This window comes from candidate division WOR-3 bacterium (assembly GCA_016867815.1).
In the GTDB taxonomy this organism is placed as follows: Bacteria; Hydrothermota; Tepidihabitantia; order Tepidihabitantales; family Tepidihabitantaceae; genus UBA2258.
In genome coordinates this window covers 21,864-36,792 of sequence record VGIR01000003.1, presented here as the reverse complement: position 1 = coordinate 36,792, position 14,929 = coordinate 21,864, and the positions used below count along the sequence as shown (strand labels likewise).

The following is a 14,929-nucleotide window of genomic DNA, read 5'->3' as shown; positions in this document are numbered from 1 at the left end:
CTACCTCACAATACCGCTGAACCGCTTGTACGCAGCATCCCATTCCTTCGACGGCCTCGGCCGAAACCGCCTGACCGCAGACGATTCACGCACGACCGCACGAATCTCCTCCAACGATGAGACAAGGCCGGCGGCCATTGCCTGAACCATGATGTTACCGACGGACGTGGCCTCAGCCGGACCGGCAAACACGGGCAACCCGAGTGCGTCGGCCGTCATCTGGCATAGAAGCCAGTTGCGGGCTCCGCCGCCGACAACGTGAACACGGTCCAATCTCCGCCCGGTGACCTGCTCCAGTTCATCCCTGACCCGCCGGTACTTCAGAGCCAGCCCTTCGAGAATCGCCCGCACCTGGCCCGCCCGGGTGCGAGGGGCCCGCTGCCCGGTGCCACGGCAGAACTCGACCAGGGCCGTGCCCATATCCCCGGGAGCACGCAAGCAGGCTGCATCGGGGTCGAGCACCACACCGAGCGGCTGCGCCTCTGCCGCCTCCTTAACGAGCGCGCCGTATTCGGCTGGCTCGCGCCACGACCTAACAAGTTGCTGCAGCAGCCAGAACCCGGTCACATTCTTCAGGAATCGGAAGCGACCGCCAACGCCGCCCTCGTTGGTGAAGTTGTGGCGCAGAGCCGCGCTTGTCGCAATTGGTGTTTCGGTTTCGACACCTACGAGCGACCAAGTCCCGGCGCTTATGAACATCCACCCGGTGCCTTCAGCGGGAACGGCCGCAACTGCTGCGGCCGTGTCGTGACTCGCAGTGGCTACCACGCGCGTTGTCTTGAGCCCGACCTCGGATGCGACTGAAGGCACAAGCGGTCCCATCTCGGTCCCGGGCTGTACAATGTCCTGCATGAAAGGCCTGGGCAGTCCAAGTGCCCTCAGCAACTCGGCCGACCACGCCTGCTTTGTGGGATTGTATAGCTGCGAGGTGGTGGCGATTGTGAACTCGGTAGCCTTGCGGCCTGTGAGCAAGTAGACCAGCAGATCGGGCATGAAGAGCAAGTTGAAAGCGACGTCGAGTAGCGGTGACTTGTCACGCTTCATCGAGTACAGCTGGTACAGCGTGTTGATAGGTAGGAACTGGATCCCGGTAAGCTCGAACGTTCGCTGCCTAGGTACAAGTCTGTGGAATAGCGACATGGCACCTGCAGTCCTGTTGTCACGGTATGAGTAGGGAAGGCCCAGAAGCGTTCCATCGGGCGCGAGCAGACCGAAGTCAACTCCCCACGTATCTACGCCGATGCTGATGGGCTGCTCTTCGGCGCAGGCCTTCATCGCGCTCTTCACCTCGCTCAGCAGATGCCAGACATCCCAGAACAAGTGTCCATTGAGCTCCAGCATACGGTTCGGGAAACGGCTCACATCGCGAAGACCCAGCCTGCCGTCATCCAGCTCTCCCATCATAGACCGTCCCGACTCAGCCCCGAGGTCGAAAGCGAGGAACCGTTGCGGTCGTATCATCGTTCAGGCCTCGGCTCGCCCGGCACGCTTGAATTCGGGAGCCAGCGCAGGATAGAGAGCGCGATAGCGCTCGTAGGCTTCAGTGTAGGCGCCGGCGCTCGACCCCGGCCTGGTGCTCTCGGTTTCATGCACGGTCCGCTCGCAGGCTTGCTCTTCACTAGAATAGACGCCTGTTCCGACGCCGGCCAGCAAGGCCGCGCCATAGGCGGCGCCCTGCGGCACGTTAACTTGTACGATCTCAGTACCGAACACGTCGGCCATCATCTGCCGCCAGAACGCCGAACGCGAGCCACCGCCCGACACGCGCACGCGCAGGCAACTCTGCCCCAGGTTGCACAGCAGGTCCAGGCACTCGCGCAGCGAGAACGTCACTCCCTCCAGCACCGCCCGCGCCATATGCGCCCTGGTATGCCGAAGTGACAGACCGAAGAACACACCGCGTGCATTCGGGTCAGCATGAGGTGTCCTTTCGCCCGTCAGGTACGGCAGGAAAAGCAGTCCATCCGAACCGGCCTGCGCCGTTCCAGCCAGCTCAGTGATGATGTCGTATGCGTCGCGGCCGGTGCGTTGCGCTTCAGCCCTCTCACTCTCGCAGAGCGTGTCACGGAACCAGCGCAAGCTCCCGCCTGCAGAAAGCGTAACGCCCATCAGGTGCCACGTATCAGGAACCGCATGGCAATAGGCGTGAAGTTCTCCGGTCGGGTCGAACCGGTACTGGTTCGTTGCCGCGAACACGACTCCGGAAGTCCCAATCGTCACGGAGACGACGCCCTCGCGCGCGATTCCGGTACCTATTGACTGTGCTGCTTGATCGCCCGCGCCGGCAACGACCGGCGTTCCCGCTCGCAGTCCGGTGGCCGATGCGGCCGCGGCGCTGACCGCGGCAACGACCTCGTGAGACTCGTGTAGTGAAGGCAGCCACTCGCGCGGAATGTCGAGTGACATCAGGAGTTCATCTGACCACGCCCGCCTACGCACATCCATGAGTAGCGTGCCCGAGCCCTCGGCAACGTCCATCGCAAGTGCACCGGTGAGTCGATAGCGTACATAGTCCTTGGGCAACAGAACGTGCCGTGCGCGGCGGAAGATGTCCGGCTCGTACTCGCGTACCCAGAGTATCTTCCCCGCAGTGAACCCGGTCAGGGCCGGCTTGCCAGCCAGCTCAATCAGCTTCGCCCGCCCGACCTTCTCTTCAATCTCCGCGCATTGAGCAGCAGTCCGCTGGTCGTTCCACATGATGCATGGCCGCAGCACCTTGCCGGCGTCGTCCAAGAGCACAAGCCCGTGCATCTGCCCGGTGAGACCGATTCCGACAACCCTCTCCCCTCTCGCGCTTGCCAGAACCTGGTTGATGCTGGCAATCGTGGCTTGCCACCAATCTTCAGGATTCTGCTCGGCCCAGCCGGGACGCGGAACCGCCATCGGATACTCGGTGGTAGCCTCCGCGCGAACACTCCCGTCCCCAGCAATCAGAACGGCTTTGCATCCCGAAGTGCCGATGTCGATGCCCAGTAGCAGGCTCATGGCGCAAGCAACGGAGGCCTCAAGCCCCAAGCCTCAAGCTTCAAGCTCCGGTCCCCCGCTTGCGGAGCAGACCGAACAGCATGCCGCCGATCTCGCTGATCTCTGACGACAGCTTCCTAGCGTCTATCTCAGAGGTGTATCCCAGGTCGCGGGCGAGCCGAACCTGATAGGCAAGCTCCTCCTTGCTGCCCAGGCTGATTCGGACGTATCTAAAGAACTCCGTTTCGGTCCCAGTGCTGCCTTCCTTCAAGTTGGTGGGTATCGAGTATGCAGCGCGCCTCATCTGCGAGGTGAGGCAGTACAGCTCGTCCTTGGGAAAGCGCTTCGTCAGCCGATAGATGTCGAGAGTCAGTTGATGTGCACGCTTGAATACTTCGTAGTCGTCCACCTTCCTCATTCCGATCCTCCCGTCCGGTCCGAAGCTTGCGGCTTGTGGCTTGAGGCTTGTGGCCCGACGGGTAGAAGCTGCGCCAGGCGTTCCGGATGTGGAGCCCTTGCGCGCACGAGGTATCCCTCAAGCCACCCTCTCGCCTTGTCCGGGTGGTTGACTGCGAAGACCACTGACTCGTGGTCAAGATCAGTGATCCTGTCATTGGCGGCGCGCAGCGCGTCCATCGAGATGCGCAGGCCCATGTCCACCGGCATGCGCTCGGGATTGATGTCGATGCCGAACCAGCCTTGATAGCCGTGCATCTTCAGCACATAGAGCAGCGCTTCAATCTGTTCCGGCGCCACAGTCCCCACGTTCAGGTCCTGGTCGAAGTTGCCGAGCGGTTGGCTGTTCAGGTGCATGTGACAGAGCCTGCCTTCGGATAGTGGCCAGCTATACGCGTACGGCAGGTCTTCATACGCCATCAGCGCATGCCCCACCTCGGGATTCATCCCGACGAGCGCATGGCCTTCGACCAAGAGCCGCCGGTTCTCCGGGTTCTGCAGCCTCTCCTCTACCATGTGGCAGAGCAGCAGCCCCTCCGGCGTCGTACCGAAGATGATTCGGCCGCGCGGCTCGTACGGCTTGGGCTCGAACGCGACCCGCACCCCGGGCACGCAGTCCATAGCTTCGGCCAGGCCGTCCGCGAACCGGTCGCGCATCGCGGCGAAGTCCATGCCAAACGGATTCTCATACCCATCAATCCCGGGCCAGACAACGCAGAAATCGGTATCCATCCGGCAGTTCATCTCAAACGCGCGCCGCGTGACTTCAATCGCTGCCTTGCGCGCTTCGGGCAACGGGCTGGAGAGCGAACCGAACTCGAACTTGGGACTGCGGAATAGGAGCGGCACAACCGTCACCAGCCGCATGCCGGAGTCGGCACAGAAGTCGCGCCACAGCTTCTCATTCTCCTCGTTGATCTCGTTCGGGTAGTGCGCCTCCAGCCCGGCGAGACCGTACTCCTTCAGTCCCCGCGCAATCTCCAGCCGCTGCTCGATCGAGAGGTCAGGCCCATGCTTCTTATGGAACCGGCTTTCCGACGGCGAGAAGAACCAGATCCCGGCAGAGAACTTCAGGTCGAGGTTGAATGACTTCAGGTGTTCGACCATTTGTGCGGGCGTCCTGCGCACTGCTTGCGGCCGGAGATCAAGAAGAGGCATGGTTACGACTCCTTAGGAGGCTTTGTACCAGTGCTCATTCTAGTCACCTCTCCCCCGCTGGCAAGCACCGCGCCTCGCCGGCGTCCTGACGCTCGGACCTGACAGCCTGGTCCGTGCATCGAAACCGGCCCCTCACTTGAGGCCGGTCGCACGCGTCCAGTTTCCTATATGTCCTCCTGGAGGCAAGTCCCGAGTTGTTCTAACTTCTTCATTAGTAATTGGTTATTGGGCATTCACTCTCCTCCCCTACCCCGCCCCCCAGGTTGTTCGGGAGGCAGTTCGGCAAGCTGCCCGGAAAGCAGTCCGGCAGGTTGCTCCGCAGGCTATCCGGAAGGAAATCTGGAGAACTGCCCGGACAGCTATTCGGTCAGCTACTCGGAGAGCTATCCGGAGAGGAACTCGGCGAGCTCCTCGGCGAACTGCGGGGAAGGCAGTTCCGCGGACTGCTCCGCAGTTTGTCCGGAGAGTAGCTCAGCAGATAATCCGGAAAGCAGCCCGCCGGGCAATTCGGAGGGGAGTTGGGAGGACTACTCGGAGAGCTGTCGGGAGAGTCGCTTGCTCGATGCTTTCCAGAGCCCGACGTCACTCGACGAGAACGACCTTCCGGATAGCTTGAAGCTTGTGGCTTGAGGCTTGCGGCTCTTGCCCGGCTTGTGCTTGAGCTTGCGCTTGGGCGGAAAACCTGAACGGTCACCAGCAACCGCACATCGACCAGGCTCTCCTCCACCGGCTCGCAGAATTGGTCATCGCTCTCCGAGAACAACATCCCCAAGCGCGGTGCCCGCCCGGGTGTCACCAGAGATCCGGGGCGCAATCGGACCACTGGCAACTGAGCTGCGTGCAGCGTGTGAAGTCGGGCAGCAGCGGAACTGGTGGCTACCTGGTCACGAGTCCGTCAACTCTCCGATGGCAAGTATCTTCACACACGCGAAGAGAGTCAGTCCGAGAGCGAAGCCCGCAAGAACAAGCAGCACGACCAAGCTGACGGGCAGCGTAGACCCAAGATAGGGCACTCCCAGGATCAGGACAAGCGAGAACAAGGTGATAATTCCGTCAGCCAGCGTCATTGCCTTCGCCCATTTGCTGCAGCCGTTCTGCTGGTTGGTTGTGTTGTCATGCTGCCGGATCAACTCGCTGAAGAACTCCCGCCTGTTGCTGACCCACTGCTCCTCATTAGACGGCCCGCATCCCCTAGCCACCTCGCCGAGGCGGACCTCATACTCGTCCCGGTAGGACTTCACGACTTGTTTCCATCCGTGCTCACCCGTGATGGGAACAACGGCATCGGGGACCGAGTCGATCCACTGACGCGCAACACCCTGCGCGAGTCTGTTGAGCTCTGCACGGGTCTTCTCGAGTTCGATCAAGAACCGATAGAGGATACCCTCTTTGTTCCCTCGAAGCGTCTGCAGCTTGTACACTGCGAAGAGGCCGGTCAGCGCGGTTAGGGCAGCAAAGGACTGCGCGACGGCACTGCAGAGCCAGTACCCGGTGTCTGAGGTCATTGCCAGTCCAGCCTACCTACCGCCTGAGGCGATCGTTGTATTCCTCGGCGACGCGGACCGCGAAGCTGGCTGGCGTCAGATGACCCCGCATCGAGACACCTATCAACTCCACGGTCAGTCCTCCGAGAGCGCCGCCCACTCCGGCGATAGCTAGGCCCGGCTGACCCTCACCCGATTCACCCACCTTGACGGCGGCTACGACCAGCAATGCGAGTCCTGCAATGCATGTGCCGAGTCCGCCCCACGTCAGGCAGTCGCTTGTGCCCTTTCTCGACTCGGCCTTCTCCGCGATGTCGTTGTAGCCAGCCGTGCGGTAGAACTCGGCCTCGGATACAGGCAGGCCGCCCCGAAATCCCTTCCATATCTTGGTCTGCCCAGTCGAGACGAGGCCCGTCACGCCGCCAAAAGCACCCGGACCGAGCCACGCCGCGCCATAGGTCTGTCCTTCGACCTCCACGGTCAGTACCTCCGTTAGGCTCTGCCCTCCCGCCAGCGATACAAGAACCAGCACCAGAATAGCCGGGCCGCTGTGACGTGACTTCATAGGAACTGCCTCCTTGATAACACGCTTCACCTAGCAACAACTGAGTCATCCCGCAGTCTGCGTTGGACTGCCCATCCCAGCGTGTAGATGAGCATGACTCCAACCAGCACGACCACAAGCGCGATTCGTTCAAGAGGGTGCTTCTCGGAATCCAGAAAGTAATGGTTGATGGAGCGCGTGAGGTAGAACTTGCGTGTCTGTCCGTCGCTACAGTCGAGATACGTGCAGTAGTTGCGGGTCCCCGAGTCCCACAACCCCTTGAAGCCACCGACGGAGCTGGCGAGAACGGTTGCTGTCCACACGTCGTCCTCAGTCTGATACTTGTAGAACTGCGTAGACCCGGTACCACCCCAGATTATCAGGAATGACACTACTGCCGTGATTCCGCAGAGGACTCCCACCTGTGCACCGTTCAATCTGTATACGCGTCTCATCGTCTGGCGCCTCCCACGGTTGCGGCAGTGTGGGATGCCCGCCATTCGCACATTTCCGACTCTGGCACAGACCAGCAGCCGGAAGAAGCGTAGCATCTTGCCACTCGGCATTGTGAATCAGATTCTCCGAGAAGTCAAGCCGCGCGGCGGTCTGAATCAGGCCTGCGAACTCCTAGAATCAGCGAGTCCATGAAGCGCAAGCAGACGTATGATGTGATTGTCGTCGGGGCCGGGCATGCCGGCGTCGAAGCGGCGCGGTGAGTCGCTAACGAACGAACGATAGCGGCGGGCGACCGGATGGCCCGCCTCACTTCACCAGTCCCATCTCCAGCAGGCGAAGCCTGAGGCTGCTGAGGTCGAGCGGGTCTCTGCGGAAGCCATGCCAGTACCCAGCGAGGTGGCCCTGCCATCCTGCGCCCACCTCCAGCATGGCGATCACGCGGTCCATGCCGAATGCTGCCTGTGCCGCCCCCAGCACGTAGTCAGTGTCAGACAGCGGCTGACCTCTCGCGTCGCGGCGCATTACGACAACGGCCGCGGCCGCCTGGCAGCAAATCTCACGCATCAGCGCTGGAGTGCCCCCCAATCGACCCTGCCGCTCATCCCTCGCGACAATCGCCACCCCGTGGCCTGCAAGAAAATCCCGAATCTGGCGATGAAGGTCGAGGTCTACGCAATAGAGGTACACGCCTTTGGCCTCGGCTCCGCTCAGCCGGGTGTCGCGCAGCCTGACCGCCTCTGCGAACGGGCTGTCTGCCACGACAGCGGCACGCACTGCGTCACCAATCGATGCTGAGACGGAGGCAACGCTACGCTCGATCGCCTCTTCAGTCAGATGACTGATCCTGATCACGCGGACTTGAGACTGGTAGAACGGAATGCGCTGTCCCTCGTCGATGACAGCAACGGTCGGCTTGCCGTAGAAGTCGCGGACTGCAAGTTCGTAGGCCACACTGCCGTTGTTCCCCGTCAGGTCTGCTATCACGACGGGGTCGTCATACAGGTGGTGGAGCACTTCGTCAGGTATGCGACCGGGGAGAACGCTGCGGTCCGCGCGCCACGCGGAGAACCCGCAATGATCCGCAGCAGGCGAGAAGATTCGCTCGAAGACCAAGTCGGCACGCAGGCGGACGGGCGTGCCAGGGTCGCCCACTGGACCAATGACACAGCACACGGCTTTACCAGCAACCGGCGGAGTTGATGTCTCCGCAAACACCTTGCTCATGCTTGGCGTCCGTCGAGGGCATTCAAGTCTCGGAGCGACAGACTCACGTCCAGCGCTTCTGCCTACGGTCCTCAGCCATAACCGACCGGTTGAAGACTCCGCTCAGGTGCGAGCACCATGGATGCATTGGGCCGCCCATCTCAGCCAGTGACGCCGCCTGCACTAGCGCTGGGAGCCATCTTGCCCTACTTCGTCGGCGTCCACACGTACTTCCCCGTCTTGTCTATGTAGCCGAGCGTAGGCCCGCTCCAGTCCGTACAGACCCGCGCCAGTCCACCGGAAAAAGGCTGGGCTTCGAGGAACTGAGGGTTCACCACGTACCTTCCAGCTTGGTCAATGTAGCCCCATAGTCCGCCGACCATCACTGCCGCGAGACCCTCAGAGTATGGACCGGGGACATTCCCATAGAAGTCAAACTGCGGGCTGACGACGAGCTTGCCCGTCTTGTCGATGAAACCGCCCTTCCCCGTATTGTAGTCGCCGACAATCACCGCGGCCAAGCCCTCAGAGAAAGGAAACGCGTACCCGAACTGCGGATCGATGACTAGCTTTCCGGTCTTGCCGACAAAGCCCCACTTGAAGGAGTCGCCAACGGCGACGCAAACCGGCGCGAAGCCCTCGGAGAAATCGCCAACTTGGCTGAACTGAGGGTTGATGACGAGCCTGCCTGTCTTGTCGATGAAGCCATACCTGCCGTCGCTCCACCCGCCGACGAGTACGGCAGCCAGCCCCTCGGAGAAGGACTCCGCGCCACTGAACTGCGCGGCTATGACGAACCTGCCGGTCTTGTCTATGTACCCCCACCTCCACAGGGACTGGTCGACAAGCACCGCTGCATAACCCTCAGTGAAAGGGTGGCCGTACAAGAACACAGTGTCGATGGCAAGGCTGCCCGTCTTGTCAATGTAGCCACATGTTTGCGACTGATGGAGGCTGTCCGAGACGGACACAATGACGGCCGCTAGCCCGTCAGTAAAGTCCGAGTAGTAGCAGTTCTCGAACTGCAGATCGGTTACCAGCTTGCCAGTAACGTCTATGTAGTCATACTTGCCGCCCTTGCGTACCAACGCCAGGCCATCGGAGAAGTCCCTCGCTTCATCAAACAGGGTGTCGATGACCATCGCGCCGCTCTTGTCGATGTAGCCCCACTTCCCACTGACCCTCACCGGGAATAGGCCGGCGTGCTCGGCTTGTTGGTCGCAGGAAAGCAGCGCCAGCAGCGCTGTCACGGCTATCACAGCCAGATACGCAGTCCTCATATGCTTGCTCCCTTCCTCTTTCACAGATCGACGAGTAGCTCCTTCTTGCTCAAGTAGCTCGACGCATGTCTGTCTTCTTTGAGGTGTCGCACGACAGAGTTGTGATACTCCGCCCAGCCCTCGATGCACATCATCTGGCTGGACCTCTGGACGGATTCACGGAACTTGAGGATCAGTGACTTGTGGTCGCGCAGGTACTTGTTGTAGAACTGCATGTCACTCCACTCGCCAAACTCCGTCTGTATAGGCGCGAGGTAGTTCAGATATCTGACCCCGTTGTCTTCTAGAAGCAGCGGAAACCCGTCAATTCCACAAGCGAAGAAGTCGGTGAAACCCGGCGGGTACCTCCACTCATCAACCTGGTCCAGCTCAACGTCGAGGTCCACGACCACGCGCGGCCAGACCGCCATCTTCTTCTCAAGGTCAACGGCCTCCACGAGCGCTTCTCCAAAGACGTGCCGTCCGCCCCAGTAGAGCTGCCCGACATTGATGCCGCCTCGCACCGGAAGCTCAGGCCGATGAAACTCCTGGTCCTTTCGTGTCCACACGGTGGCAGTCAACCGCCTCTGAACACGGATAGCATCCAGCAGGAGCGTTTCTACAGAAGTTGCCGCGCTGATACCTACCGGAAGAGCACGTACCATGCAGTCTGAGAAGACAGCCGACTTGAGTTGTGATGCGCAGTGGCGTCGTTTGAGCCCCTCGTCCGTCTCTCGGTCCAGCTCATCAAGCCAAGTCAGCACGTCGCGGATCTTCGTGTCGCTCCTCCGCAGGTAGACAGAGAAGCCGAACATGTCAAAGTAGGCAACGGCGGCCATCGTGTAGTCGTTCTCCCTCCAGAGGTCGGTAGCGGCTTCACGTGTCTCCACGTGGCATTGTGCATCCGACTCCCACCAAAGTCAAGCTGAGCGGCGGTTTGACTCAGGCCTGTGAATACCTAGAATCAGCGGGACAATGAAGCGCGAGCAGACGTGTGATGTGATTGTGGTCGGGGCCGGACATGCCGGCGTCGAGGCGGCGCTGGCTAGTCGCCCAGGGCGTGGCCGATCTCGGACATGAACCGCGCCCAGACGTCGGGCAGCCGCGAAGCCAAGTCCTGAAGAGGCGACTCGGTCACCATGAAACCGTAGCCATGGACAAAGAAGTGACGGAAGCCCAGGTACTCCTTGAGCTCCTGCGCCAGCTCGGGCGAAACGACCTCAGCAGCGACGGAGCGTTTGAGCAACTCCTGATGCCACATGCCGGACTTTGGTATGTCAATTGAGCGGTCTGCGAGTATCTGCTTCAGCATGTTCTCTATTCCGTTGTAGACGCTGCTGATGAAGCTCGCCGCAGCCGTCAACTCCACGACTGTCCGGTCCGTGCGCGCCATCGCACAACTGAGATTGGTCAGCGCAAGCTCGACGTTCTCCTTTTCGGCCAGTAGACGCTCACGAAGTTGAGGCATATAGCACAACGCCGTCGCGCTCGACCAGCTCCACGAATCGGGAACGGACCGAAAGATCAATGACGTCTACGGGCTTGGATAGGCGCATCATCAACTCGCCATAGAACCGGAAGAAGAGCCTCGACTCGATCCCCTTGACGCCCAAGTCGATGTCGTTTGGTTCGCGGTCTTCGGAGGTTGCCGAGCCGAACAGCACGACCTTGGCCGCGCCGTACTCGCGTGCGACCTCGGCAATCGTGTCTCGGTCCTTCTTGGCTATCATGATTCGCTGCGGACATCATACTGCGTCATGGAGTCAAGTCAAAGCGAAGGCCGCCGGAGACACTTGGGGCCTTGGGCGTCTCCGCCGTCGCCGGTTTGACTCGCATGTCTGAACATCTAGAATCAGCGGGACGATGCAGCAGGCATATGACGTGATCGTGGTCGGGGCCGGGCATGCCGGCGTCGAGGCGGCGCTGGCCCGTTCTAGCGCGCGTTCTCGGTTGACGAGCCGAGCATTCCCTGCGCGAGGTCGACGAACCGCTGAGCGTTCGCTATCTGCTCGCCCGCCATGCCTGCGCTGACCTCAACGTTGACCTCGTAGTCACCGAGTTGCCGACATTCCGCCGCGTCCAGCAACATCCGATGGAAACCCGCGGGGACACGACCTGGTTTCTGGAATCTCTCGCCGAAGGCAGCGATGAGCGCCGAGTGACTGCCATACTCAAGCCCGTCGTCGAGCAGCAGCGCTTCGACCACGTAGAACATGGCGTAGTAGGCACGCGACGCGGCAAATCCATGGCTCCCGCGAGCGTCAATCTCGCGGGCAACGTCCAGGCTCTCACGCGCCTTCGCCAGCAGCGCTCTCTGCTGTTCGTTCACACCGCGATGCCTTCCGTTCGAACGTTACGGAGCAGCAGACTCTGTTCCTGACCGAAGCGACGCTCCGACAGGTACACGCAAAGGATTACGACATTGTGCTCCAGCGACAACTCAGCCGTGATCGGCAGCACACGCCGCCGCTCCACCTCGACATCGACGTCTCCTCGAAGCACGACCACTACGTCTATGTCTGAATCCGGCCGGGCGTCGCCGCGTGCCTGCGAGCCGAACAGCACAAGCCTCACCAGCCGTTCGCCGTACAGCTCTCGCAGTCTAGCGCGGAGTTCGGCAAGCACCTGTCCGACTTTGGACGTCATCTCGCAGTCACTGTAACTTGCTGGTAGAGAAAGTCAATATCGTGCGGCTGCGTTGACTCAGACACCCAAGCACTTAGAATCACCTCGACCTTGAAGCACCAGGAAACGTATGACGTGGTAGTAGTCGGGGCCGGGCATGCCGGCGTCGAGGCGACGCTGGCCGCGGCCCGGATGGGCTGCTCGACTCTGCTCGTAACCCAGAACCTCGACACCATCGGCCTGATGTCATGCAACCCCGCGGTCGGCGGCATCGGCAAGGGACAACTGGTGCGCGAACTGGACGCCATGGGCGGTGCGATGGGGCAACTGACTGACAGAGCCGGCATCCACTTCCGCCAACTGAACACGAGCAAGGGACGGGCGGTGCGGTCGTCGCGGGCGCAGGTGGATAGACAGCTGTATCGCAGGTTGGTCAAGCAACTGCTGGAAGGGACATCGGGAGAGGATAGTCCAGAATTCAGAGACGAGAGTCCAGAATCCAGAGCGCCGGAGACACACAGAAGGACGAACCGAACCAAAGGGGCGGGCAGACCTCTTTTGCACCAAGGCACGGTGGCGAGAGTATTGGTGAAGGGCAGGACGTGCGTGGGGGTCGAGACGGAGCTGGGAGAGCAGTTGCGGGCGAAGACAGTCGTGCTCGCGCCGGGCACGTTCCTGAACGGTCTCGTCCATATCGGGCTCACCAGCTTTCCGGCCGGCCGCCTGGGCGAGGCGCCGGCACAGAGGCTGGGCGCGAACCTGCGCGAACTGGGATTCAGTATCGGTCGGTTCAAGACCGGTACACCGGCGCGGCTGGACATGCGGTCGCTGGACCTGAAGGCTATGATCCGGCAGGATGGTGATGAGCCGCCGGTTCCGTTCTCGGACTGGACCGACGCTCCACCGCAGAACCAGACAAGCTGCTACGTCACCTATACGAACCCGACTACGCACCGCATCGTCCGTGCGGGCCTGAAGCAGTCTCCGCTCTACTCGGGCGTCATCAAGGGGCAAGGCGTCAGGTACTGCCCATCCATTGAGGACAAGGTCGTGAAGTTCTCTGACCGCGACCGTCATCACATCTTCATCGAACCCGAAGGCACGGACACGGTCGAATGCTACCCGAACGGCATCTCGACGAGCCTACCGGTCCACCTGCAGCTTCGGATGCTCCATTCTATCAAAGGGCTTGAGGATTGCCGGATGCTCAGGCCGGGTTACGCCATCGAGCACGACTATTCTGACCCGACCCAGCTCTACCCTACACTCGAAACCCGCCCCATCCGCAATCTCTACTTTGCCGGACAGATAAACGGCACCACCGGGTACGAGGAAGCCGCGGCCCAGGGGCTTGTCGCGGGCGCCAATGCCGCGCTGCGCGTGCTGGAGAAACCGCCACTCGTTCTGACCCGCGCCGACTCGTACATCGGGGTGATGATTGACGACCTCGTCACCAAGGGCACGGACGAGCCGTACCGGATGTTCACTGCCCGAGTCGAGTATCGCCTGCTCCTGCGTGAAGACAACGCCGACCTGCGCCTCGGTCCGCGCGCATACGAACTCGGCCTGCTCACGGGGAAGCAGTACAGCCGCATTCAGGAGAAACAGCACCAGTGTGACGAGGCGACGAAGTGGCTCACCTCGGCCCGTATCAGGGCCACGCCCAGAGCCAACAGGAAACTCAAGGCGCTCGGCACAACGCCGATTGCCGAATCGGTCCCAGCCATTGAGCTCCTGCGCAGACCCGAAGTGACATGGACTGACCTGGCCCAAATGGCGAATGGCGGTCAGTTCGGCAACCAGGTTGTCGAACTGGTGGAGCTTGAGGTGAAATACGAGGGCTACATCGAACGGATGAAGCGCCAGCTCGGTCAGTTTGCAGAACTGGAGTCCATCGCGATCCCCGAGAGACTCGACTTCGGTCGCGTACCCGGACTTTCAAACGAAGTCCGAGAGAGACTGGCCCGCAATCGGCCCGCCTCAGTTGGTATGGCGCAGCGCATGACGGGCATCACGCCGGCAGCCGTGTTCGCGCTCCTCGCCTACCTGAAGGGACCCAAGTGATACCACAAGAGACCAAAGAGGGACTCGCGGAGCTGTGCAAGAGTCGGGGAGCGGTTGGCTTCGGCGTCTGCCGGCTCAATGACATCAAGACCGACGACTTCCTCCTGCCGGAGAAGACGACTCGGGACCTGCCGAATGCCATCAGCATCGCGCTACACTTGTCCCCGGCAGTTCTCGGAACGCTCGAAGACCATCCAAACCAGCTATACGAGCACCACTACCGACAGGTCAACTTCGCGCTGGACCGGCTCGGGCTGGACCTCGCCGCGCTGATTGAAAGCCTGGGAGCATTGGCGCTGCCCGTCGCCGCATCTCAGCTCGTTGACTGGCAGAACCAACGGGGCCATCTGTCGCACAAGCGTGTCGCTGTCGGAGCCGGGCTAGGCTGGCTCGGCCGCAACAACCTGCTTGTCACCCCGCGGTTCGGCTCGCAAGTCAGACTGGTAACGATCCTGACTGACCTCGATCTCGAACCCGACCACCCGCTTGAGAACGGTTGTGGCTCGTGCCGTGCCTGTATCACGGCCTGCCCTGCCAAGGCCATCGGTGAGACTCAGACCGAGTTCAAGCATCTGGACTGCTTCGCAATGCTCAAGGAGTTCCAGAGCAAACGCTACGTCAGCCAGTACATCTGCGGGCTGTGTGTCCGGGCCTGCGGCGGGACGCGTGACGCATGACGCTTGATGTTCGACGCCGGAAGCCGATATCTGGCGTTG

The 14,929-nt window shown here is 61.3% G+C and carries 18 protein-coding genes; 4 read left to right on the top strand and 14 right to left on the bottom strand.

The window, feature by feature from the left end; genetic code table 11:
* From FJY68_01135 to FJY68_01090, 10 genes are all read right to left on the bottom strand, one after another.
* On the bottom strand, positions 1 to 1,461 hold the full coding sequence (locus FJY68_01135) for a rhamnulokinase (GenBank protein MBM3330436.1): 1,461 nt from the start codon (positions 1,459 to 1,461) through the stop codon (positions 1 to 3).
* A gap of 3 nt (positions 1,462 to 1,464) precedes the next feature.
* A complete protein-coding gene (gene xylB, locus FJY68_01130; protein ID MBM3330435.1) occupies positions 1,465 to 2,985 on the bottom strand; it encodes a xylulokinase in 1,521 nt (506 codons plus the stop codon).
* A 40-nt stretch (positions 2,986 to 3,025) separates the two neighbouring features.
* A complete protein-coding gene (locus tag FJY68_01125; GenBank protein ID MBM3330434.1) occupies positions 3,026 to 3,382 on the bottom strand; it encodes a four helix bundle protein in 357 nt (118 codons plus the stop codon).
* On the bottom strand, positions 3,379 to 4,578 hold the full coding sequence (locus FJY68_01120) for a TIM barrel protein (protein MBM3330433.1): 1,200 nt from the start codon (positions 4,576 to 4,578) through the stop codon (positions 3,379 to 3,381). The genes FJY68_01125 and FJY68_01120 overlap by 4 nt, the downstream gene beginning before the upstream one ends.
* 884 nt (positions 4,579 to 5,462) lie before the next feature.
* Positions 5,463 to 6,083, bottom strand: coding sequence for a hypothetical protein (locus FJY68_01115; GenBank protein MBM3330432.1), 621 nt, complete (start codon positions 6,081 to 6,083; stop codon positions 5,463 to 5,465).
* A 16-nt stretch (positions 6,084 to 6,099) separates the two neighbouring features.
* The gene (locus FJY68_01110) at positions 6,100 to 6,627 is read right to left on the bottom strand and encodes a hypothetical protein (protein MBM3330431.1); all 528 of its coding nucleotides are present in this window, start codon (positions 6,625 to 6,627) and stop codon (positions 6,100 to 6,102) included.
* 26 nt (positions 6,628 to 6,653) lie between these two features.
* On the bottom strand, positions 6,654 to 7,061 hold the full coding sequence (locus tag FJY68_01105) for a hypothetical protein (protein ID MBM3330430.1): 408 nt from the start codon (positions 7,059 to 7,061) through the stop codon (positions 6,654 to 6,656).
* A gap of 307 nt (positions 7,062 to 7,368) precedes the next feature.
* A complete protein-coding gene (locus FJY68_01100; GenBank protein ID MBM3330429.1) occupies positions 7,369 to 8,286 on the bottom strand; it encodes a hypothetical protein in 918 nt (305 codons plus the stop codon).
* Positions 8,287 to 8,471: 185 nt separating this feature from the next.
* Positions 8,472 to 9,545 carry a WG repeat-containing protein gene (locus tag FJY68_01095; protein ID MBM3330428.1) on the bottom strand — a complete coding sequence of 358 codons (1,074 nt, stop codon included), beginning with the start codon at positions 9,543 to 9,545 and terminating at the stop codon, positions 8,472 to 8,474.
* A 20-nt stretch (positions 9,546 to 9,565) separates the two neighbouring features.
* Complete coding sequence (locus tag FJY68_01090; protein MBM3330427.1) at positions 9,566 to 10,414, bottom strand: hypothetical protein; 849 nt, start codon at positions 10,412 to 10,414, stop codon at positions 9,566 to 9,568.
* Between the two features lie 85 nt (positions 10,415 to 10,499).
* On the opposite strand from FJY68_01090, the gene FJY68_01085 reads away from it, so the two are divergent.
* A complete protein-coding gene (locus FJY68_01085; protein ID MBM3330426.1) occupies positions 10,500 to 10,604 on the top strand; it encodes a hypothetical protein in 105 nt (34 codons plus the stop codon).
* Here the strand turns inward: FJY68_01085 and FJY68_01080 are convergent.
* Together FJY68_01080 and FJY68_01075 are read right to left on the bottom strand one after the other, a co-directional pair.
* Positions 10,570 to 10,992, bottom strand: a complete 423-nt coding sequence (locus FJY68_01080; protein MBM3330425.1) for a hypothetical protein — start codon at positions 10,990 to 10,992, stop codon at positions 10,570 to 10,572. The genes FJY68_01085 and FJY68_01080 overlap by 35 nt on opposite strands.
* Positions 10,976 to 11,254, bottom strand: coding sequence for a nucleotidyltransferase domain-containing protein (locus FJY68_01075; protein MBM3330424.1), 279 nt, complete (start codon positions 11,252 to 11,254; stop codon positions 10,976 to 10,978). Before FJY68_01075 ends, FJY68_01080 begins: the two co-directional genes overlap by 17 nt.
* Positions 11,255 to 11,387: 133 nt before the next feature.
* Here FJY68_01075 and FJY68_01070 point away from each other — a divergent pair, with 133 nt between their 5' ends.
* Complete coding sequence (locus FJY68_01070; GenBank protein ID MBM3330423.1) at positions 11,388 to 11,555, top strand: hypothetical protein; 168 nt, start codon at positions 11,388 to 11,390, stop codon at positions 11,553 to 11,555.
* On the opposite strand, the gene FJY68_01065 is transcribed toward FJY68_01070, so the two are convergent.
* Complete coding sequence (locus tag FJY68_01065; protein MBM3330422.1) at positions 11,458 to 11,853, bottom strand: HEPN domain-containing protein; 396 nt, start codon at positions 11,851 to 11,853, stop codon at positions 11,458 to 11,460. The two genes, FJY68_01070 and FJY68_01065, sit on opposite strands and share 98 nt — an antisense overlap.
* Positions 11,850 to 12,170, bottom strand: coding sequence for a nucleotidyltransferase domain-containing protein (locus tag FJY68_01060; GenBank protein ID MBM3330421.1), 321 nt, complete (start codon positions 12,168 to 12,170; stop codon positions 11,850 to 11,852). Before FJY68_01060 ends, FJY68_01065 begins: the two co-directional genes overlap by 4 nt.
* 90 nt (positions 12,171 to 12,260) lie before the next feature.
* Between FJY68_01060 and mnmG the strand changes: the two genes are divergently transcribed.
* Both mnmG and FJY68_01050 read left to right on the top strand, forming a co-directional pair.
* Positions 12,261 to 14,213, top strand: coding sequence for a tRNA uridine-5-carboxymethylaminomethyl(34) synthesis enzyme MnmG (gene mnmG / locus FJY68_01055; GenBank protein ID MBM3330420.1), 1,953 nt, complete (start codon positions 12,261 to 12,263; stop codon positions 14,211 to 14,213).
* Positions 14,210 to 14,890, top strand: a complete 681-nt coding sequence (locus tag FJY68_01050; GenBank protein ID MBM3330419.1) for an epoxyqueuosine reductase — start codon at positions 14,210 to 14,212, stop codon at positions 14,888 to 14,890. The genes mnmG and FJY68_01050 overlap by 4 nt, the downstream gene beginning before the upstream one ends.
* Positions 14,891 to 14,929 lie beyond the last annotated feature (39 nt).